This is a genomic window from Streptomyces sp. NPDC058401 (genome assembly GCF_042722885.1).
Classification (GTDB): Bacteria; Actinomycetota; Actinomycetes; order Streptomycetales; family Streptomycetaceae; genus Streptomyces.
This window is the reverse complement of record NZ_JBHXKA010000146.1, coordinates 1-19,159: the sequence shown is the minus strand read 5'-3', so window position 1 is coordinate 19,159 and position 19,159 is coordinate 1. Positions and strand designations below refer to the sequence as shown.

Below are 19,159 nucleotides of genomic sequence, written 5' to 3'. Positions count from 1 at the left end.
CCACTGACCGGGCACTAGACCGTCTCTTCCGGATCCTGCCGGGCCCGGCAGGATCCGGAAGAGACGACCTGGGGCGGTCCCCGGCGGGCTACTGTCCGGGGGCATGGCATCGACTTCGCACCTGAACTCCGTCCGGTCGTCCTACGACGCCGTGGCCGCCGACTACGCCGCGCTGCTGACCGGAGAGCTGGCGGGCAAACCGCTGGACCGGGCCATGCTCGCCGCCTTCGCCGAGTACGTGCGCGGGGACGGGCCCGGCGCCGGCCGGGCGGTCGCCGATCTGGGCTGCGGTCCGGGCCGGGTGACGGCGCACCTCGACGGCCTGGGGGTACGGGCCTTCGGAGTCGACCTGTCACCGGCGATGGTGGCGGTGGCCCGCCGGACGTATCCGGGGCTGCGGTTCGAGGTCGGCTCGATGGCGGCGCTGGACATCGCGGACGGGGTCCTCGGCGGGGTGCTGGCCTGGTACTCCACCGTGCACACGCCACCGTCCGGGCTCCCCGCACTGTTCGCCGAGTTCGCCCGGGTGCTGGCCCCGGGCGGCCACCTGCTGATCGCGTTCAAGGCCGGCGACCGGAAGCTCCGGCTGGAGCACGCGTACGGGCATCCGGTCGACCTCGACGTGTACTGGACCCCGCCCGAGATGATCAGCGAGCTGCTGGCCGGGGCGGGCCTGGTGGAGACCGCCCGCCTGGTCCGGGAACCGGACGCCTCGGAGAAGTCCCCGCAGGGCTTCCTGCTGGCCCGCCGGGCGGACTGAACCCGGGCGGAGCACGGCAAGGCGCACACCCGGACCACGCCCGGCCCCCCGCCCGAGCCGCCCCCGGCCCCCCGGGCATGGGCCGTTCGGGGGGCAACCCGGCCCCCGCGGGCCCGCCTTCGCGCCGAACGGGCAAGGCGGTGGCAGGAAGGAGGGATGACCCTCCACCGCCGCCAGGTCCTCGCGGGAGCCGCCACGGGCGTCCTCGCCTCGATCGGTGCGACGGCCCGTGCGGGGCCCCGTACGACGCCCCGCCGCGCGGACCCGGATTACGGGGCGCTGGCCCGTACCCTCGACGGCCGGGTGGTCACGGCGGCCGACCGGGACTACGACGAGGCCCGGCAGCTCTTCCAGCCCCGCTACGACACGGTCCGGCCGGGCGCGGTGGCCTATCCCGCGCACCCGGGGGACGTGGCCGCCTGTCTGGACTTCGCCCGGCGCTCGGCCGTCCCCGTGGTGCCGCGCGGCGGCGGCCACGGCTACGCGGGCTGGTCCACCCGCGAGGCCGGACTCGTCATCGACACCGGCGCCATGGCGGACGTGTCCGCGGAGTCCGGGACGGAGGTCCGGATCGGCGCGGGCGCCCGGCTCGGGGAGGTGAACGCGATCCTCGCCGCCCGGGGCCTGGCCGTCCCGACCGGGCTGTGCCCCTCCGTCGGCATCGCCGGTCTCACCCTCGGCGGCGGACTCGGGCTCTCCTCCCGCTCCTGGGGCGCCACCTCCGACCGGCTCACGGGAGCGACCCTGGTGACCCCCGACGGGACGGTCCGCGAGGTCGCCGCCGACCGCGAGCCCGACCTGTTCTGGGCCCTGCGCGGCGGCGGGGGCGGCAACTTCGGGGTGGTCACCGGGTTCCGCTTCCGCACCCACCCGGTCTCCGACTGCGCCTTCGCGGAGCTGCGCTGGTCCGCCGCCGACTCCCCCGCCGTGCTGCGCGGCTGGCAGCGCTGGCTGGAGGCGCTGCCCGATCCGTTCTGGAGCCAGGTGGAGTTCACCGTGGACGGCGGCCCGGTGGGCGCCCCGGCCCTGCGGGTGCTCTGCCTGGACGGCGGGCGCGCCGGGCTGGAACGGCAGCTGACCCGGCTGTCCGACCTGGTGGGCCGCCCGCCCCGGGACAGCTGGACCGTCGTGCGCGGCTACGGCGACACCCTGCGGGCGATGGCGGGCTGCCCGGACGGGAGCCCCGCCGCCTGCCGGCTGCCGGGCACCTTGCCCGGACACGACCCGCAGGGGCGGCTCGGCCGCGACTCCTACGCCGCCCGGTCCGACTTCTGGGCCCCGGACGGGCTCACCGGACCGGCCGCCTCGGCGGTACTGGCCGCCCTGCGGCGCTACGCCGGGAGCGTGCCGCCCGGCGGGTTCGGAGTGGTGCAGTTCGACGGGGTCTGCGGCGGGGCCCTCAACCGGATCCCGGCGCGGGCCACCGCCTTCGCGCACCGCTCGGCCGGGTTCCTCGCCCAGTACCTCGTCTACTGGCCCGGCCCGGCCCCGGCCGCCGACATCGGCCGGCACCAGGACTGGCTGGACGGGCTCTGGCAGGACCTGCGGCCCTGGGCTGGCGGAGCCGCGTACCAGAACTACGCCGATCCGAAACTGACCGGCTGGCGCGAGGCCTACTACGGGCCGAACCTGGCCCGCCTCGAAGAGGTCCGGCGCCGCTACGACCCGGACCGGCTGTTCCGCTTCCCCCAAGCCGTATAGCCCCCTCGCCCTCCCTGCCCATCCCCGAAGAAGGAGACGGACATGCGTCGTACGTTGACGGTGGCGGCTGCCACGGCCGCCCTGCTGCTGCCCGGCGGGCCGCTGCCCGAGGCCGAGGCCGGCACCGCCCCGGCCAAGTCCCCGGCCCCGGCCGCCGGCCGTTGGTCGGCCCGGGAGGCGGAGTCGTTCTGGACGCCCGACCGGATGGCGTCCGCGGTCCCGATCACCCGCGGCGGCGCCCCGGCGGCGGTGGACGGGACCGGCCGGGACTTCGACGGCATCCCGGTCGTCGGCCGGATGTTCGTCATGAAGGGCGGCGGCGCGTACTTCTGCACCGCGAGCGTGGTCGCCTCCCCCGGCCGCGATCTCGTGCTCAGCGCGGCGCACTGCCTGCTCGGGACGGACGCCCGCCAGGTGGCCTTCGTACCGCAGTACACGGCCCAGAACCCCCAGCCGTACGGGATGTTCCCGGTCCTGCGCGATGCGGCCGGCCGCTCCAAGGTGTGGATCGACCCGCGCTACCGGGAGCTGGGCGCCGACAAGGGCGCCGCCCTCGACGTGGCCTTCGCCCAGGTCGGTCCGGACGCCGACGGCTTCCCCGTGGAGGACGTGGTCGGCGGGAACCGGCTGGTCACCGGTGCCCCGTACGCGCACAAGCAGGTCTCGCTGATCGGCTATCCGGCCTCCGCCGCCCGGCCGCGGCTGTGCGTGAACCGGACGACGAAGTTCACCAGCACCGATCCGGGGATCCCCGGATCGTTCCTGCGGATCGACTGCACCGGCTATCCGGGCGGCACCAGCGGAGGCCCGTTCCTGACCGGCTTCGACGAGCGGACCGAGACCGGCGACGTGGTCGGGGTGATCGGCGGCTGGAAGACGGGCGGGGACACCCCCGACACCTCCTACAGCTCCTACTTCGGCGCCGACATCAAGAAGCTGTACGAGACGGCTCTTGCCGGGGCGCGGGTGGCGTGAGCACCCGCACCCAGCGGGTGCGGCGCGGGTTGCCCACCGTGCGCGGGGTCGCCGGCAGCCCTTCCGCGGTCAGCGCCTCGGCGGGTGCGAGGCCGAGCTGCCGGCGCAGGTCCGCGAGGGCGGTGTGCACGGGGCTGAGGATGACCTCGGCACGCGGATGGGCGTACGCGAGGGCGTGCGCGGCCGTCTCGATGGCCTCGGCGGCGTCCTCGGCCGCGCCCCGGCTCCACCCTCCGGGGGCGGTGCGGCCCCAGGGGGCGAGGGCGTCGTAGAGGTGGCAGGCGGCATCGGCCACGGCGTCGGCCTGTTCACCGACGCCGGGCGCCGCGATCGACGGGAGCTCCATACCCGCTCAACGAGCGGAGTCCGCCCGGGGAACGGAGACCGCCTCCGCGGTCACGGGGACGGTGCGGTCATGCGGAGGGTTCGGTCACGCGGAGAGTGCGGTCACGCGGACACCGCCTGCAGCCAGAGCGGCAGCAGCAGGAGGGAGACCAGGGAGCTCTTGATCACGACGGCGGCGGAGAGGTTCACGCCCACGTCGTAGCGCTGGGCGAAGATGAACAGGTTCTGGGGCGTCGGCATCGCGGCGATCAGCACGAGGTACGTGAGCCACTCGCCCCGGACCCCGAACAGCGCCCCGCACACCGCCCACGCCAGCAGCGGGAAGGCCAGGCACTTGAAGCCGATGAGCGCCAGCTCCTCGGCCGTGGTGCCCCGGACGTCGAGTCCCATGCCGCCGAGGTGCAGTCCGAGGGCGAACAGGGCCACCGGGGAGGCGCTGTCGCCGACGAAGGCGGCCCCGTCGAGGACCACCCCCGGCACGTGCATGGAGAGCAGGTTGAGCAGGATCCCGGCGTTGCAGGCGAGGACCAGCGGGGTCACGAGCGAGGCGCTGACGGCGCGGGACAGGCGCCGGGCGGGGCCGCCCGAACCGGGACCGGCACGGCCCAGCTCCATGATGGCGATGACGACGAGCGACAGGACGCACACCTGGAAGAGCAGCACCGGGAAGATCGGCGCCGCCGTCCCGAAGAAGGTGATGAAGACGGGGACGGCGAAGTAGGCGGTGTTGACCTGGACCCCGGCCATCACGCGCAGCGCCACGTCGCGCGGATCGCGCAGTCCGGCCGCCGCGGAGGCGGCCGCGACGATCGCGACCGCGAGGGCGGCGGCCGCCGCGTAGCCGCCGATGGCCCGCCAGTCGAAGAGGGCGGAGAGGTCCGCGACGTAGATGTTGCCGAACAGGTAGCACGGGACCGCGAAGAGGAAGGCGTAGTCGGCGAAGGCCTTGGAGGCCTCGGCGGGGACCACCTTGCGGCGTGCGAGGAGCACGCCGGCGCCGAAGGCCAGCGCCACCGGTATCAGTTTCTCGAGCGCGGCCGCCCCGCCCATGCGTACCCGCTCCCCGCCGTTCACCGGCCGTCCGTACCGGACGCATCGCCCCGGCCGTCCCGGTCGTGCCGGTCGTCCCTGTTCATCCCGGCCGTCCCGGTCGCCCCGGTCGTCCCTGTTCATCCCGGTCGTCCCGGTCGTCCCTGCCGGACGCGGTTCCTCGCCGTCCGGGCCCGGCGCAGTCTATGCCGGACGGGTGCCGCGGACCGGCTCGGGCTTGCCCCTGACGTGCGGGTCAGGGTTTAGCGTCTGCGCACCCACCCGCCCCGGCCCGGTGGCGGCCGTCCGCGCCGCCGCCGGCCGCGCCGCTTCGAGGAGCCCCCATGACCACGGCCGCCCTCCCCCGCACCGCACGCGAGATCCGGCTCACAGCCCGCCCCGAAGGGCTGCCCGAGCCGGCGCACTTCACCGTCGCCGAGGCGCCGCTGCCGGAGCCCGGGCCCGGACAGGTGCTCGTCCGCAACCGCCACTTCCTGGTGTTCCCCGGGCTGCTCACCCTGATCGGCGGCGCGGTCGAGGGGCTGCCGCTGCCCTCGCTGCGCCCCGGGGACGCGCTGTTCGGGCCGGCCGTCGGCGAGGTGGTGGCCGCCCCGGCCGGCGGCCCGCTGGGCCCGGGCGCGCTCGTCTCGCACCTGCACGGCTGGCGGGAGTACGCCCTGGTGGACGCCGCCGACTGCACACCCCTGGGCGACGCCCTGCCCGACCCGGTGGCGCACCTCGCCCAGGGCTCGGCCCCGTACGGCGCGCTGACCCGGCTCGCCGGGGTCCGGCCCGGGGACACCGTCCTGGTCACCGGCGCGGCCGGCGCGGTCGGGACCCTGGCCGGCCAGACGGCGCGACTGCTGGGCGCAGGCAGGGTGATCGGCACCACCGGCTCGGCGGAGAAGGCCGAACGCCTGGTGGCGGAGCTGGGCTACGACGCGGTCCTGCTACGGGGCTCCGGGCGGCCGATCGCGGAACAGCTCGCCGGGGCGGCGCCCGAGGGGATCGACGTGCTCGTGGACACGGTGGGCGGCGAGCAGCTGGCCGCGGCCGTCGGCGCCGCCCGGCACGGCGCCCGCTTCGCCCTGCTCGGCGCGCTCTCGGGCCAGCTGGCACCGGGGGCCGCCGGCGCCTGCGCCCCGGCGGAGATCGACTCGTTCCGCCTCGTCGTCAGGGGCGTCTCGGTGCGCGGGTACCTCGGTACGGAGCATCCGGGCGTGGAGCAGGAGTGGACCGGCCGCTTCGGGGCCTGGCTGCGGTCCGGCGAGATCCGCTTCCCCCATGTGCGGATCCCGGGCATCGATCGCGCCCCGCAGGCGTTGCGGGAGTTGACGGACGGACGGCACTTCGGCGCCGTGGTGGTGGAGTTGCCGCTATAGCCTGCGGCGCGGGGACACGAGGGGGGCCGCACGGGATGCGGATCGGTGACGCGGCGGCGGCAGCGGGGACCACTCCGAGGGCGCTGCGGTTCTACGAACAGCGCGGACTGCTCGCCCCCCAGGGCCGCAGCCCCTCCGGCCAGCGGGAGTACGGGCCCGGGGACGTGACCCGGATCCGGATCATCCGCGACCTGCTGGCCCACGGCTTCACCGTCGAGGACCTGCGCGGCGTGGCCGACCGCCTCCACCTCCTCGCGGCGGACCCCCCGCCCACCTGCGGCTCCGGCGGCGGCGTGGTCGAACACCGCCTCTCGGCCCTGGACGCGGAAATCGCCCGCCTGACCCGCCTGCGCAACGCCCTGGCCCACCGCACGGGCCTCGCCACCTCAACCGACACCGGCACCGGCACCGGCACGGACGGTCCGGGGACGGCGGCGAAGCCTGCTCCGGACGTGGGGTCGAAGCCGGACACGGAGCCGGAGCCGGACACAGGCACGGAGCCCGAGGCGGGAGCGGAGCCGGTTCCGGGCGGCCGCGGCGGGTCGGGGAAGGCCGGGCGGTCCTCGGTGGGCGCCGTTCGCGGCGCGGGCGGGACGCGGACGCATACGCTGGACCGATCATGAGCGAGCGATCCCGATCCCGATTCCGATCCCTCTTCCGAGCCCGGCCCGGATCCGGGTCCGAGTCCGGGACCCACCCCGGGTCCCGGCCCGCATCGCCGCATGCGTCCGCGCCCGGGTCCCGGCCCGGATCCTCGTCCCGGCCCGGATCCTCGTCCCGGTCCGGGCCGGGTGAAGCAGGTTCTTCGCCCACCTCCCCGCGTGGGCCCCGGGGGCCGGGGCGGTTCGCGGTGGCGTTGCGGACGCCCGCGCGGGCTGCCGAGCCGCTGCTGGCGCAGGCGCCCGAGGCGTGGCAGCGGGTGCTGCCGTACGCCGTGACCGCGGTGTGCGTGATGGCGCTGATGCCGGTGACGATCGCGGTGCTGACCAACGACTACAAGGCGGGCGGTGGCTGGGCCGGGGCGCTGGGCGTGGCCCAGACCCTGCCGCTGCTGCTCGCCGTGACCCGGCCGGTGCCCGCCTGGGGCATGGTGCTGGTCGCCGACGTCGTGGGGGCGGCCGTACTGACCCAGGCCGACCGGGTGGCCGGGCACGCCTGGCCCTGGACCCCGATGGTGATCATCGGCTACCTGGTGCTGATGGCCTGCCTGGGGCTGCGCGAGTCCATCCGGACCCTGGTCGGGGTGTGGCTGGCGACCGGGGTGGCCGGGGCGCTGCTGAGCGCCTTCCAGCCGGACGGGGTGACCAACACGGTCGCCCTGCTGTTCGTCCTGGCCGGGGTGGTGCTCGCGCTGACGGGGGCACTGCGCGGGCTCGGCGACGCCCGCCAGGAGATCGCGGAGCAGGAGAGCATCAGCGAGGCAGAACGGTCCCGGCGCACCTTGCTGGAGGAACGGGCCCGGATCGCGCGGGAGTTGCACGATGTGGTGGCCCACCACATGTCGGTCATCACGGTGCAGGCGGATTCGGCGCCGTACCGGCTGCCCGGCATGGCGGAGCCGGTGCGCGAGGAGTTCGCCGCCATCGCGTCGAGCGCGCGCGAATCGCTGGGCGAGATGCGGCGGCTGCTGACGGTGTTGCGCGGCGACGAGGCGAACGACGCCGACCGGACCCCGCAGCCGGGGCTCGGCCGGTTGCAGCAGCTGGTGGAGGCGACCGTACGGGCCGGGCAGCCGGTGGAGTTGGCGCTGGCCGCGGGCGCGGCCGGGGCGGCGCCGCCGGCCGTGGACCTGTCGGCGTACCGGATCGTCCAGGAGGCGCTGGCCAATGTGGTGCGGCACGCTCCGGGTGCTCCGACGCGGGTTTCGGTGACCTTCGACGAGGAGGAGCTCCTCGTGCTCGTGGTCAACGGCCGGGCGCGGGACGCGGTGGTGGCGGTGGAGACTTCGGGCACCGGGCACGGGCTGGTGGGGATGCGGGAGCGCGTACGGTTGACGGGCGGGACGCTGGACACCGGTCCGCTGCCCGGCGGCGGCTTCCGGGTCGCTGCCCGCATGCCCATCAACACCGCTCCCGAGGAACCAAGTTGACCATCCGCGTGATCATCGTCGACGACCAGGCCATGGTGCGGGCGGGTTTCGCCGCGCTGTTGTCGGCGCAGGCCGACATCGACGTGGTGGGCGAGGCGCCCGACGGACGCCAGGGGATCCAGGTCTCCCGCACCGTCCACCCCGACGTGGTGCTGATGGACGTCCGGATGCCGGAGATGGACGGGCTCAGCGCCGCCCGTGAGCTCCTCGATCCCCCGCCGGGGGTGGTGCACCGGCCGAAGGTGCTGATGCTGACCACCTTCGACATCGACGACTACGTGTACGAGGCCCTGCGCGCGGGGGCTTCCGGGTTCCTGCTGAAGGACGCCCCGCCGGCGGACCTGATCGCGGCGGTCCGGGTGGTCAACTCGGGCGAGGCGCTGCTGGCTCCATCGGTGACCCGGCGGCTGATCGCGGACTTCGTCGACCGGCGGCCCGCGCCGCGCCGCGATCCCGCGCTGCGGCTGAACGGGCTGACCCCGCGGGAGACCGAGGTGCTGGAGCTGATCGCGCGCGGGCTGTCGAACCAGGAGATCGCCGGTCATCTGGTGCTCGCCGAGCAGACGGTCAAGACGCACATCGGGCGGGTGCTGGGCAAGCTGGACCTGCGGGACCGGGCCCAGGCCGTGATCTTCGCCTACGAGGCGGGGCTTGTGCGGCCGGGCGACGGCGGCTGAGCCGCGCCCCGGCTGCCCGCCGGTCTCCTCCACCCCCTACCGGGGTATGACGTCCGACTTGGCTCCACGGTGCGACGCCCGGTCGGCCACCTCCTTCTTACCTTCCTCCTCGTCACGAGGAGAGGAGAAGGGGCATGCGCCGCTTCGCAAGGACACTGGCCACGGCCGCACTGGCGGCGACCGTCGTCGCCGGCACCGCGGGATGGGCCTCCGCGGACGCCCAGACGGCGGTCACCGGCCCGCCGCCGGGCACCGCCGCCTGGCGGGCCGACACCATGTCCGGGCGGCCGCTGCCGGACCCGGCGCGGGCGACGCCGGCCGAGGTCGCGCGGTTCTTCGCCGGGCTGGACGAGACCGGGGCCCGGGAGCTCGTACGGGCCCACCCGCTGGTGGTGGGCAATCTGGACGGGGCTCCGCTCCCGCTCAGGTACGAGGCCAACCGGCTGGCCGTGCTGGCGACCGGCGAGGCCCGCTTCGCCTCCCTGGCCGCGCCCGGCCGGCAGATCCTGGCCTTCGACCCGCGCGGCCGGGGCACCGTGGCCGAGGTGTTCGGGGACCTGGGGCGGGCCGCGCACGTGTCCGTGATCGTGCCCGGCTCGGACAACGACGCCACCACCTACGACCGCCCGCGGGCGCAGTACACCGGCCCGGCGGGCATGGCCCGCTCCCTGCGGTCCGCGACCGGGGATTCGGCCGCCGTCATCGCGTGGACCGGTTACACCACGCCCGTCGGGGTGGGGCTGGACACGGCCCAGGGGCGACTGGCGCAGGCGGGCGCGGTCCGCCTCGCCCGGTTCACCGAGGGACTGGACGCGGTCGGCGCACCGGACCCGGTGCTGTTCTGCCACAGCTACGGCTCGGTGGTCTGCGGGCTGGCGGCCCGGCACACGGACGCCACCGACATCGTCGCCTTCGGCTCCCCCGGCATGCGCGCCGACAGCGTCGCGGGCCTGGGCACCGCGGCCCGGGTGTGGGCGGCGCGCGGGCCCTCCGACTGGATCTCCGACGTGCCCAACGTGGAGTTCGCGGGGCTCGGCCACGGAGCCGACCCCACCTCGGCGGCCTTCGGCGCCCGCCGGATCGACGCCGCCGACGTGGCGGGCCACACCGGCTACTTCACCCCCGGCACCCGGTCCCTGAAGGCCTTCGCCGCGATCGCGACGGGGGCGGGCCGATGAGTACGGCGAGCCTCCTCACCACCGCACGCGAGGCCGCCGGCCGGATCGACGCGAAGACCCCCGCGCACCGGGACCGGGCCGTCGACGGGCTGCGGGCGCTGGCCCTGCTGGCCGTTCCGACCGGGCACTGGCTGCTCGGCGGATTCACCCTCGACTCCGAGGGGGCCCTGCACAACGCGAGCCCCCTCTCCGCCTTCGGCGGCCTGGCCCCGGCCAGTTGGGTGCTGCAGATGCTCGGCGTCTTCTTCCTGGTCGGCGGCTACGCCTCGGCGCTCTCCTTCCGGCGGCACACCGGCTCGGCCGGGGCCTGGCTGAAGGGCCGGATCGCCCGGCTGGGGCGGCCGGTGCTCGGGGTCACGGCGGTGTGGGCGCTGGCCGCGCCCGTGCTGTACGCGGCCGGGGTGCCCGAGGCCACCCTGCGGACCGGGGCGAAGCTGGTGATCCAGCCGCTGTGGTTCGTCGGGGTGTACGTGGTGGTCACCGCGCTGACCCCGTACTGCGTGCGCGCCGCGCACCGGTTCGGCGGGTGGGCGGCGGCCCCGCTGCTCGCCTCGGTCGCCGTGGTGGACTTCCTGCGCTACGGGCCGTTCGCGGACTCGGTGCCCGGGTGGGTGGCGCTGGTGAACATCCTGCCGGGCTGGCTGTTCGCGTACCAGCTCGGGGTGGACTGGGGCGAGGGCCGGATCGGGCGGCGCGGAGGGTGGCTGCTGCTCGCGGGCGGGGGCGCGCTGTTCGCGGCCCTGCTGATGGTCTTCCACTACCCGGCGTCGATGGTCGGCGTGCCGGGCGAGGCCCGGACCAACTCGCATCCGCCGTCACTGCTGGTCCTGGCCCTGGCCGCGGCCCAGTCGGGTGCGGCGATCCTGCTGCGGGACCGGCTGGCGCGGCTGCTGGCCCGGCCGCTGCTGTGGGCACCGGTGGTAGTGATCAACCTGTGCGCGATGACGATCCTGTGCTGGCACCAGACGGCGATGCTGGCGGCCGCGGTACCGGGGTCGTTCGCGGGCGGGCTGGCCGGGCTGACGACGGCGCCGGACAGTGTGGGGTGGATCGTGGCCCGGCTGGCGTGGATGCCGGTGTTCGCGGCGCTGCTGGTGGGCATCGCCCGGTACGCGCGCCGGTTCGAGCAGCCCTGGACCCGGGCCACGGCGGTACGCGGAACGGTGGCGGGCCTGCTGGCGGCCGGGTTCGCGGTGTTCGCGCTGGGTCTGGCGTAGCGCGGCCGGCGGCGGCCGGAGCACCCGTACGAAACGAGAGCGCCGCTCCCCGAGGGGAGCGGCGCTCTCGTGCGTTCTCGGTGAGCCCCGACCGCCTAGGCGATGGAGGCGGCGACGATCGCGGCGACCGCGAGGTTGCAGGAGGCCGTCACCCACACCGCGGGGTGCGGCTCGGGGTCGACCACGATGGCGCCGAGCTTGCCCGGGGTCACCAGGTCCAGCAGCAGGAAGGCGACGGCCATCAGGATCAGGCCGAGGACGCCGAATACCGCCGTGGAGAGCAGGCCCTTGCCGAAGTCGTCGTACGTGGTCCAGATCGAGGTGAAGACGATGCCGCCGATGCCGAGCAGCGCCGAGGAGAGCATCACAGAGGCGTTGCGGTTGCGCTCTTCCCAGATCTGCTTCGGCAGCTTGCCGGGGGTCAGCACGTCCACCAGGACGATGCCGAGGATGAGCAGCACCAGACCGACGCCGCCGAATGCGGTGGTGCGGCCAAGTCCATTGATGATGTCGCTCATTGGGAAGCCGTCTCCGGGGTGGGGTAGGAAGTACGTCGCGTGCCTGTCGGCGCGGTGGCCGAATCTATCGCACCGCATGGCACCCGACCATGGGGAGGTCAGGAAATGGCAAAGCTCAGGGCCGCGCGGGCCGGGGAGGCCGCGGAGCTGACGGAGCTGGTCATGCGGTCCAAGGCGCACTGGGGGTACGGGGCGGAGTTCCTCGCCGCGTGCGCGCCGGAGTTGCGGATCGGGGCCGGGGACGAGGTGCGGCGGCGGATCGTGGTCGCCGAGGGTGCGGCCGTGGCCGCCGGGGCCCGGTCCGGCGACGGCCCGGCCGTCGTGCTCGGGCTCGCCTCCCTGGACGGGGAGCCGCCGTTCGGGCGGCTGGGACTGCTCTTCGTCGAACCGGCCGCCATCGGCGTGGGCGTGGGGCGCCTGCTGTACCGGGACGTGCTGCGGCGCGCCGCCGGGCTCGGCTTCCGCCGGCTGCTGATCGACGCCGATCCGCACGCCGCCGGCTTCTACCGGGCGATGGGCGCGGTGACATCGGCGCCTGTCCCGGGGCCGGACCGGGGGCTCGATCCGGGGCAGCCCCGGGAAACCGTTCCGGGCGCCGTCGGCGGGCTGGTCCGGTTCGAGGTGGCGCCCGCGCCCCTGGCCGGCTGGGCACGGGCCTGGACGGGCGGCCGGCCGGCCGGCCGTGCACGTGGGCAATGTCGCCGAGTACAACGCACAGTTCGCGGACCCCTCCCTGGACCGGGAGCAGCGGGCCGCCCACCACTACGCCTGTCTGGCCGCCTTCTACAGTCCGCGGCCGGCCGCCCTGGTGCTGCCGCGCCCGGTGCCGCCGGGGTGGATCTCCCTGCTCGGGCGCCAACTGGACTGGCCGGCCGGGGTGGAGGTGTACGACGGGCTCGCGGAGCGGGACCCGGGCCTGTCGGAGGCCGTACGGGCCCGGCCGGCGCTGGCCGCACGGCTGACGGGGACCGAAGCCGAGGCCGAGGCCGGGACCGGGGCGCTCCTCGTACCGTGGGGCCCGACGGCCCCCTTCGCACGGCTGGCTCGGCGCCCGTGGCGCCCGGACGAGCTGCGGTACGAGTCGAAGTCGGCGGCGCACGGACTGTTCGGCCGGATCCTCGCGGAGGGCGGGCACCCCGCGATCACGCTGCCCGCGCAGTGGCGGGCGGACACCCGGTGGGCGGCGGTCCGGCTGCTGGCGTCCCGGACCAGAGCGGGGAAAAGCACCGTTCTCAAATCGGAGCACGGCGTCGGCGGCTCGGGCACCACGGTACTGACCCCCGAGCGGGTCCGTGCGGCGGGCGGGGCCCGGGCGGTGGTCCGGGCGCTGCCGCGCGGGCCGCTGCTGGTGGAGGAGTACGTACGCGGTCCGGCGGATCCGGCCGCACCGCGCGACCTCACGTACGACGGGTTCGTGGACGCGGGCGGCCGGGTCCACGAGGTCGGCGGGGCGGTGATGGACGTGGCCGACGGCGGGTACCGCGGTGCGACGGTGGGGCCGGGCGTGCTCCCCGGTTGGGCTGCGGAACCACTACTGGCCTTCGGCCGGGCGGTGGGCCGGGAGCTGTCGGCGGCGGGTTACCGGGGCTGGTTCGACGTGGACTTCGTGGCCGACGGCGCGGGCCGGCTCGCCCCGACGGAGACGAACCTGCGCCTGACCGGGCCGTCCGTCGCCTTCATGGTGGCGGCCCGGCTCGACGAACTGCGGGGCGCGGGGCACTTCGTACGGATCGCCGACCGGGTCGAGCTGGGGGCCCGGCTGCCGGAGGCGGCCTTCGACGAGCTGTGCGAGCGGCTGTGCCGCCGGTGCGCGGCGATGGGCGCGGTGTTCCTGCCGGCCATCCCCACCGGGGCCTTCGAACCGGCGCCCTGGATGGGCGCCCTGGTGGCCGCGACCGGCAGGGAGCTGCTGGACGCGGCCGAGCGGCTGGTGCGGGCGGAGGCCCTGTCCGTCGGGGCGATGTTCGGCGAGGCGGCCGGGGGCCGGACGGCCACGGCCCGGATGGCCGGGGCTCAGCCGGCCGGGCCTCAGCCCGCCGGATCGGTGGCCCTGGCCCCGTCCCGGTCCGGACCTTGCGCCGGAACCGCGGCCGCTACCGCCCCCGACCCCGCTGCCGAAGTCGCATCCGCATCCGGCTCCGGCTCCTCGTCGAAGGCGCTGAGCGGTGGGAGGTAGGCGTAGACCGCCACGATCCCGGCGCAGATCATCAGCGGAATGTTGAAGGCGTAGACGAGCGCGGCCTGTTGGGGCCAGTCCTGCTTGGCCGCGAGCCGGTAGAAGTTGTCCTGGGGCCACCAGGCGGCCAGCAGGTAGACGATCGCCAGATGGGCGGCCGCGGTGATGCGGGGGCCGCGGCGCCCGTGGCGGCGCATCCGGGACCGGCCGGCGAACAGGAACCACACACCGGCCGCGAACGCCCAGCACTCGCACATGTAGAGGAGGAAGAACATCGTCGCGTACGGGTTCGGGATCCCGGTGAGGTCCGTGGAACCGGGCCAGAAGATCAAGGTCAGGATCATGACGAAGCCCGCCACCAGGGTCAGCCCGACCAGGATGAAGAAGATGACGCCGGCCCATCCGCCGATGTCGGACCCCGAGTCCTCCCTCCGGTACCTGCCGCCGTACTTGCTGCCGCCTCGGACGCCGCCGCCACCGCTGCGCTCGCCCCCGCCCCGCCCCGGCGGCATCGGGAGCGCGGCCCGCTGCTCGCGGCCGGACCGGTCCCGCGGGATCCGGGGCAGCCGGTACACGGCGCTCGGCATCACCGCTCCGGGGAGCCGGCCCGCCAGGTGGCGCCGGAGCTGCCCGCTGTCGGGGAGGTCGGAGCCCGGGGGCCAGGCGTCGTCCTCCGCCGGCGGGGCGAGGAAGGCGACGAGCAGCGGCCGCGCGTTCACCCCCTTGCCGGCGCCCTCCACCTCGGCCAGGAGCGCTGCTCCGACCGCCTCGTGGCTGCGGATCGCGGACTCGACGGGATGCGGGTCGAGGGCCTTGCCGTCCGCGGTGAGCCGGTCGCGGATCCGGCCGCGGAACTCCATCAGCCCGTCGGGGCGCAGCACTCCGAGGTCCCCCGTCGGGATGGCTTCGTCGCCGCCGGGCACGGTGAGGTGGATCTCCCCGTCCTGTACGTCCAGTCGGCAGCCCGGGAAGGCGGTTCCGATCAGCGAGAGCTCCTCGGACCGGTCCAAAGGGGCTGCGAGCTGCGGGAGTTCGAACCGGGCGCCGGTGCCCGCCGCTTCGGTGGGTCCGTAGACGTTGAGCAGCCGGGCGCCGGGGCGCAGCCGGGCGAGCAGGGCGGCCTGTTCGTCGAGGTAGAGGCGGTCGCCGGCGACCGTGACCATGCGCAGCGACCGCAGCCCTTCGTCGGGGCGGTGCAGGGTCCGCGCCAGGGATGCCTCCCCGTCGCGCACGAGGAGCTGGGTGGCGGTGCCCGGGTCGGCGTGCAGGACGGTGACCCGCTCGGCGTCGACGGCGCGGCGCAGCGTTTCCGGTGTCCAGCGCGGGCCTTCGGGCAGGACGAGTGCGCCGCCTTCGCACAGGGCCCGCGTCCATCCGGCGGCGAAGCCGGTGAGGTCCGGGGCTGCGGTGATCAGGTGCCGGTCCTCGGGTACCGGCCCCGCGACCCGGGCCCACCCTTCGTGGGCGGCGAGCAGGCGTTCGTGGGAGAGCGGGACGGCCCGCCGGTCCGCACCTCCGGTGAACAGCACGGCGGCCGTGTCCCCTCGCGGTGCCCGGTCCGGCGGGTCGGTGGGCAGCCCGGCCGTGGCGACCGCGTACTGCCCGCCGGTGCGGATCACCCGCAGGCCGCCGCCGTCGTCGAGGCGGGCCTGGTCCGGGACGTCGGCGAGGAGGGCGAAGGGGCGGGCGGCGGCGAGCTGGCGCTGTCCGGTGCGCGGGTTGTCCACGTCGATGACGGTGTAGGCGGCGCCGGCCTTGAGGATGCCGAGGAGGAGGACGAGGAGCTCGGCCCGCGGGCCGGAGCACACGGCGACGACGGCCCGCTCGGGCAGTCCGCGGTCGAGCAGGTGGCGGGCGGACTGGTTGGCGCGGGCGTCGAGCTGTCCGTAGGTGAGGCTGTCGGTGCCCTCGGCCACCGCCTGGGCTCCCGGGGTGTCGCGGGCCCAGCGTTCGAAGCGGGAGAGCACGGTGTCGTCGGGGCGCCGGCCGGAGTGCGTGAAGGGCTCTGATCCCTGCGTCATGGGCCGATTCTGGCACCGGGCACCGACAGGCACGAGGGCTGGGAAATTCCCTCGTACGAGCGAGGGTTGATCCACTATCGTCCTGCGCTGGTGCCGACTGGCACCGGTGGACATGTTTTTCGCACGGTGGGAGGCTTCATGGCCAAGGAAATCCAGGTGGCGTACGACTGCGCCGATCCGGGCGCGCAGGCCGCGTTCTGGGCGCAGGCGCTGGGGTACCGACTCCAGCTGCCGCAGGACGGTGCCGCCGACTGGGCGGCCGTCTCGGATCCGGACGGCAAGGGGCCGCGGCTCTACTTCCAGAGGGTCCCGGAGGCCAGGACGGAGGCGAAGAACCGCCTGCACCTGGACGTACGTTCGGCGCCGGGCCTGAAGGGGGACGAGCGGATGGCCGTGCTGGAGGTGGAGGCCGCCAGGCTGGAGGAGCTGGGCGCGAAGCGGCTGTACCGCCTGGAATCCGACGAGGTCAACGAAGGGATCATCGTGATGGCCGATCCCGAGGAGAACATCTTCTGCCTCGACTGACGTCTCGGCCGGCCTCTCCATTGACCTGCTCGCTGGCCAGCTCACTGACCTGCTCGCTGACCTGCCCGTTGACCTGCCCGTTGGCCAGCTCGCTGACCTGCCCGTTGGCCGGTCGAACCGGTTTCCGTACGCCCAAGAGCCCTCCGCTCCTTGACCTCAAGTTTGGTTGAGGTCCTACCGTTCGGCTCATGGATATGGAAGTCACCGCCTGGACCTCGCTCCACAGCGCGATCAACGCCCAGCAGGACCGGCGGCCGCTCTCGCGGGCCGGCCTGCGCCGCATCGCCGCCTTCGCCCGCCCGCACCGGCGCGGGCTGACCTTCTTCCTGCTGCTCAGTGTGGTGACCGCGCTGCTCGCGGTGGCCACCCCGGTGCTCGCGAGCCGGGTGGTCACCGCGATCGTCGAGGGCCGCGAAGGCGGTACGGTCACCCGCCTCGCCCTGCTGATCGCGCTGATCGCGGTCGCGGAGGCGGGGCTGGGGCTGGTCCTGCGCCGGCTCTCGTCCACCCTCGGCGAGGGGCTGATCCTGGATCTGCGGACGGCGGTCTTCGACCACGTGCAGCGGATGCCGGTGGCGTTCTTCACCCGGACCCGTACCGGGGCGCTGGTCAGCCGGCTCAACAACGACGTGATCGGCGCGCAGCGGGCGTTCAGCAACACCCTGTCGGGGGTGGTGTCCAACACCGTGACGCTGCTGCTGACCCTGACCGTGATGCTGGGCATCTCCTGGCAGATCACCCTGCTGGCCCTCGTGCTCCTGCCGGTGTTCGTGCTGCCCGCCCGCCGGATGGGGGTGCGGATGGCCGCCTTGCAGCGGGAGGCCTCGTCGCTGAACGCCTCGATGGGCACGCAGATGACCGAGCGCTTCTCCGCGCCCGGGGCCACGCTCGTCAAACTGTTCGGGCGCCCCGACGAGGAATCGGCGGAGTTCGCGGCGCGTGCGGCCCGGGTGCGTGACATCGGGATCCGCACGGCGATGGCCCAGTCGGCCTTCATCACCGCCCTCACCCTGGTCTCCGCGCTGGCCCTGGCGCTCGTGTACGGGCTCGGCGGGCACTACGCGCTCGCCGGCACCCTGGACGCGGGCTCGGTCGTCGCCCTCGCCCTGCTCCTGACCCGGCTGTACGCGCCGCTGACGGCGCTCGCCGGGGCCCGGGTGGAGGTGATGAGCGCGATGGTCAGCTTCGAGCGGGTCTTCGAGATCCTCGACCTGAAGCCGCTGATCTCCCAGAAGCCGGATGCCCGCCGGGTGCCCGAGGGGCCGGTGGCGGTCGAGTTCGACAAGGTGTCCTTCGGCTACCCCTCCCCCGACAAGGTGTCCCTGGCGTCCCTGGAGGAGGTTGCGACCCTCGACGCGCGGGGTGGCACCGAGGTGCTGCACGAGGTGTCCTTCCGCGCCGAGCCCGGGCAGATGATCGCCCTGGTCGGCTCCTCGGGCGCCGGCAAGTCGACCATCGCGCAGCTGCTGCCCCGGCTGTACGACACCGACGCGGGAGCGGTCCGCCTCGGCGGGGTCGACGTACGGGACCTCACCGCGGACTCGATCCGCGAGACGCTGGGCATGGTCACGCAGGACGGGCACCTCTTCCACGAGTCGGTACGGGCCAACCTGCTGCTGGCCCGCCCGGAGGCGGGCGAGGACGAGATCTGGGAGGCCCTGCGCCGGTCCCGTCTCGACGGGCTCGTGGCCTCGCTCCCGGACGGGCTGGACACGGTCGTCGGCGAGCGCGGCTACCGGCTCTCGGGCGGGGAGCGCCAGCGGCTGACCATCGCCCGGCTGCTGCTGGCCGGGCAGCGGGTGGTGATCCTGGACGAGGCCACCGCCCACCTGGACTCCACCTCGGAGGCGGCCGTCCAGGAGGCCCTGGCCGAGGCCCTGTCGGGCCGGACCGCCGTGGTGATCGCACACCGGTTGTCGACGGTGCAGGCGGCCGACCTGATCCTGGTGGTGGAGGACGGCCGGATCGTGGAACGCGGCACCCACGCCGAGCTGCTGGCGGTGGGCGGACGGTACGAGGAGCTGTACCGCACCCAGTTCGCGGCGGGCGGCCCGGACGGGGACACGCCGGCGGCGCAGGCCGTGCCGGGCGGCGCGGCGGCCGTCTCCGGCGGATGATGGCGGGCGGGGCGGCCGATGCCGGTCCCCCCGCACCCACTGGGACACGGAGTCAGGAGCAGCCGATGGACATCAAACTGGAACTGGTCGCCGTACCGGTCACCGACATCGACCGGGCCAAGGCCTTCTACGAGCGCATCGGCTTCCACGCCGACCACGACATCACGGTCAGCGAGGAGATCCGCTTCGTCCAGCTGACCCCGCCGGGCTCGGCCTGTTCGATCGCCATCGGCAAGGGCCTGACCCGGATGACGCCCGGTTCCCTGGACAACATGCAGGTCGTGGTCGCGGACATCGAGGAGGCCTTCGCCGATCTCAAGGGCCGGGGCATCGAGGTGACGGAGATCGAGGACATGCCCTGGGGCTCCTTCGTCTACTTCTCGGACCCCGACGGCAACGGCTGGGCCGTCCAGCAGACGACCCCGCGCACGGCCGCCGCTCCCCGGTAG

17 protein-coding genes and 1 pseudogene are annotated in these 19,159 nt (G+C 74.9%); 13 read left to right on the top strand and 5 right to left on the bottom strand.

Features of this window, described 5'->3' with window-relative positions:
• Nucleotides 1–103: 103 nt before the first annotated feature.
• From ACFWNV_RS34005 to ACFWNV_RS33995, 3 genes are all read left to right on the top strand, one after another.
• Nucleotides 104–760 carry a class I SAM-dependent methyltransferase gene (locus ACFWNV_RS34005; RefSeq protein ID WP_383954548.1) on the top strand — a complete coding sequence of 219 codons (657 nt, stop codon included), beginning with the start codon at nt 104–106 and terminating at the stop codon, nt 758–760.
• A 156-nt stretch (nt 761–916) separates the two neighbouring features.
• The gene (locus ACFWNV_RS34000) at nt 917–2,461 is read left to right on the top strand and encodes an FAD-binding oxidoreductase (protein ID WP_383954546.1); all 1,545 of its coding nucleotides are present in this window, start codon (nt 917–919) and stop codon (nt 2,459–2,461) included.
• 42 nt (nt 2,462–2,503) lie between these two features.
• On the top strand, nt 2,504–3,436 hold the full coding sequence (locus ACFWNV_RS33995) for a serine protease (RefSeq protein ID WP_383954544.1): 933 nt from the start codon (nt 2,504–2,506) through the stop codon (nt 3,434–3,436).
• Here the strand turns inward: ACFWNV_RS33995 and ACFWNV_RS33990 are convergent.
• Nucleotides 3,390–3,782 carry a hypothetical protein gene (locus tag ACFWNV_RS33990; RefSeq protein ID WP_383954542.1) on the bottom strand — a complete coding sequence of 131 codons (393 nt, stop codon included), beginning with the start codon at nt 3,780–3,782 and terminating at the stop codon, nt 3,390–3,392. The two genes, ACFWNV_RS33995 and ACFWNV_RS33990, sit on opposite strands and share 47 nt — an antisense overlap.
• 101 nt (nt 3,783–3,883) lie before the next feature.
• Nucleotides 3,884–4,855, bottom strand: coding sequence for an AEC family transporter (locus tag ACFWNV_RS33985; RefSeq protein WP_383954540.1), 972 nt, complete (start codon nt 4,853–4,855; stop codon nt 3,884–3,886).
• 299 nt (nt 4,856–5,154) lie between these two features.
• Between ACFWNV_RS33985 and ACFWNV_RS33980 the strand changes: the two genes are divergently transcribed.
• The 6 genes from ACFWNV_RS33980 to ACFWNV_RS33955 all read left to right on the top strand — a co-directional run bounded on the left by ACFWNV_RS33980 (nt 5,155) and on the right by ACFWNV_RS33955 (nt 11,353).
• Complete coding sequence (locus tag ACFWNV_RS33980) at nt 5,155–6,192, top strand: MDR family NADP-dependent oxidoreductase (protein ID WP_383954538.1); 1,038 nt, start codon at nt 5,155–5,157, stop codon at nt 6,190–6,192.
• A gap of 35 nt (nt 6,193–6,227) precedes the next feature.
• Nucleotides 6,228–6,815, top strand: coding sequence for a MerR family transcriptional regulator (locus ACFWNV_RS33975; protein WP_383954536.1), 588 nt, complete (start codon nt 6,228–6,230; stop codon nt 6,813–6,815).
• Nucleotides 6,816–7,042: 227 nt separating this feature from the next.
• Nucleotides 7,043–8,281: a sensor histidine kinase gene (locus ACFWNV_RS33970; RefSeq protein ID WP_383954534.1), complete on the top strand. Its 1,239-nt coding sequence runs from the start codon at nt 7,043–7,045 to the stop codon at nt 8,279–8,281.
• Nucleotides 8,278–8,958 (top strand): response regulator, encoded by a 681-nt coding sequence (locus ACFWNV_RS33965; protein WP_383954532.1) that lies wholly within the window; start codon nt 8,278–8,280, stop codon nt 8,956–8,958. The genes ACFWNV_RS33970 and ACFWNV_RS33965 overlap by 4 nt, the downstream gene beginning before the upstream one ends.
• A 134-nt stretch (nt 8,959–9,092) precedes the next feature.
• Nucleotides 9,093–10,136, top strand: coding sequence for an alpha/beta hydrolase (locus tag ACFWNV_RS33960; protein ID WP_383954530.1), 1,044 nt, complete (start codon nt 9,093–9,095; stop codon nt 10,134–10,136).
• Complete coding sequence (locus ACFWNV_RS33955) at nt 10,133–11,353, top strand: acyltransferase (protein ID WP_383954528.1); 1,221 nt, start codon at nt 10,133–10,135, stop codon at nt 11,351–11,353. The genes ACFWNV_RS33960 and ACFWNV_RS33955 overlap by 4 nt, the downstream gene beginning before the upstream one ends.
• A 95-nt stretch (nt 11,354–11,448) precedes the next feature.
• Here the strand turns inward: ACFWNV_RS33955 and ACFWNV_RS33950 are convergent, their stop codons facing one another.
• Both ACFWNV_RS33950 and ACFWNV_RS33945 read right to left on the bottom strand, forming a co-directional pair.
• The gene (locus ACFWNV_RS33950) at nt 11,449–11,871 is read right to left on the bottom strand and encodes a DUF350 domain-containing protein (RefSeq protein WP_383954526.1); all 423 of its coding nucleotides are present in this window, start codon (nt 11,869–11,871) and stop codon (nt 11,449–11,451) included.
• 98 nt (nt 11,872–11,969) lie between these two features.
• Nucleotides 11,970–12,269, bottom strand: a complete 300-nt coding sequence (locus tag ACFWNV_RS33945; RefSeq protein WP_383954524.1) for a hypothetical protein — start codon at nt 12,267–12,269, stop codon at nt 11,970–11,972.
• Here ACFWNV_RS33945 and ACFWNV_RS33940 point away from each other — a divergent pair.
• A pseudogene (locus tag ACFWNV_RS33940) lies at nt 12,211–12,336 on the top strand (GNAT family N-acetyltransferase); the annotation flags it as partial. The gene ACFWNV_RS33945 and the pseudogene ACFWNV_RS33940 sit on opposite strands and share 59 nt — an antisense overlap.
• Nucleotides 12,337–13,899: 1,563 nt before the next feature.
• Here the strand turns inward: ACFWNV_RS33940 and ACFWNV_RS33935 are convergent.
• Nucleotides 13,900–16,068 carry an AMP-binding protein gene (locus ACFWNV_RS33935; RefSeq protein WP_383954523.1) on the bottom strand — a complete coding sequence of 723 codons (2,169 nt, stop codon included), beginning with the start codon at nt 16,066–16,068 and terminating at the stop codon, nt 13,900–13,902.
• Nucleotides 16,069–16,206: 138 nt separating this feature from the next.
• Here ACFWNV_RS33935 and ACFWNV_RS33930 point away from each other — a divergent pair, with 138 nt between their 5' ends.
• The 3 genes from ACFWNV_RS33930 to ACFWNV_RS33920 all read left to right on the top strand — a co-directional run bounded on the left by ACFWNV_RS33930 (nt 16,207) and on the right by ACFWNV_RS33920 (nt 19,159).
• Nucleotides 16,207–16,593, top strand: a complete 387-nt coding sequence (locus ACFWNV_RS33930; RefSeq protein ID WP_383954522.1) for a VOC family protein — start codon at nt 16,207–16,209, stop codon at nt 16,591–16,593.
• A gap of 188 nt (nt 16,594–16,781) precedes the next feature.
• Complete coding sequence (locus tag ACFWNV_RS33925) at nt 16,782–18,710, top strand: ABC transporter ATP-binding protein (RefSeq protein WP_383954520.1); 1,929 nt, start codon at nt 16,782–16,784, stop codon at nt 18,708–18,710.
• Between the two features lie 65 nt (nt 18,711–18,775).
• The gene (locus ACFWNV_RS33920; RefSeq protein WP_383954518.1) at nt 18,776–19,159 is read left to right on the top strand and encodes a VOC family protein; all 384 of its coding nucleotides are present in this window, start codon (nt 18,776–18,778) and stop codon (nt 19,157–19,159) included.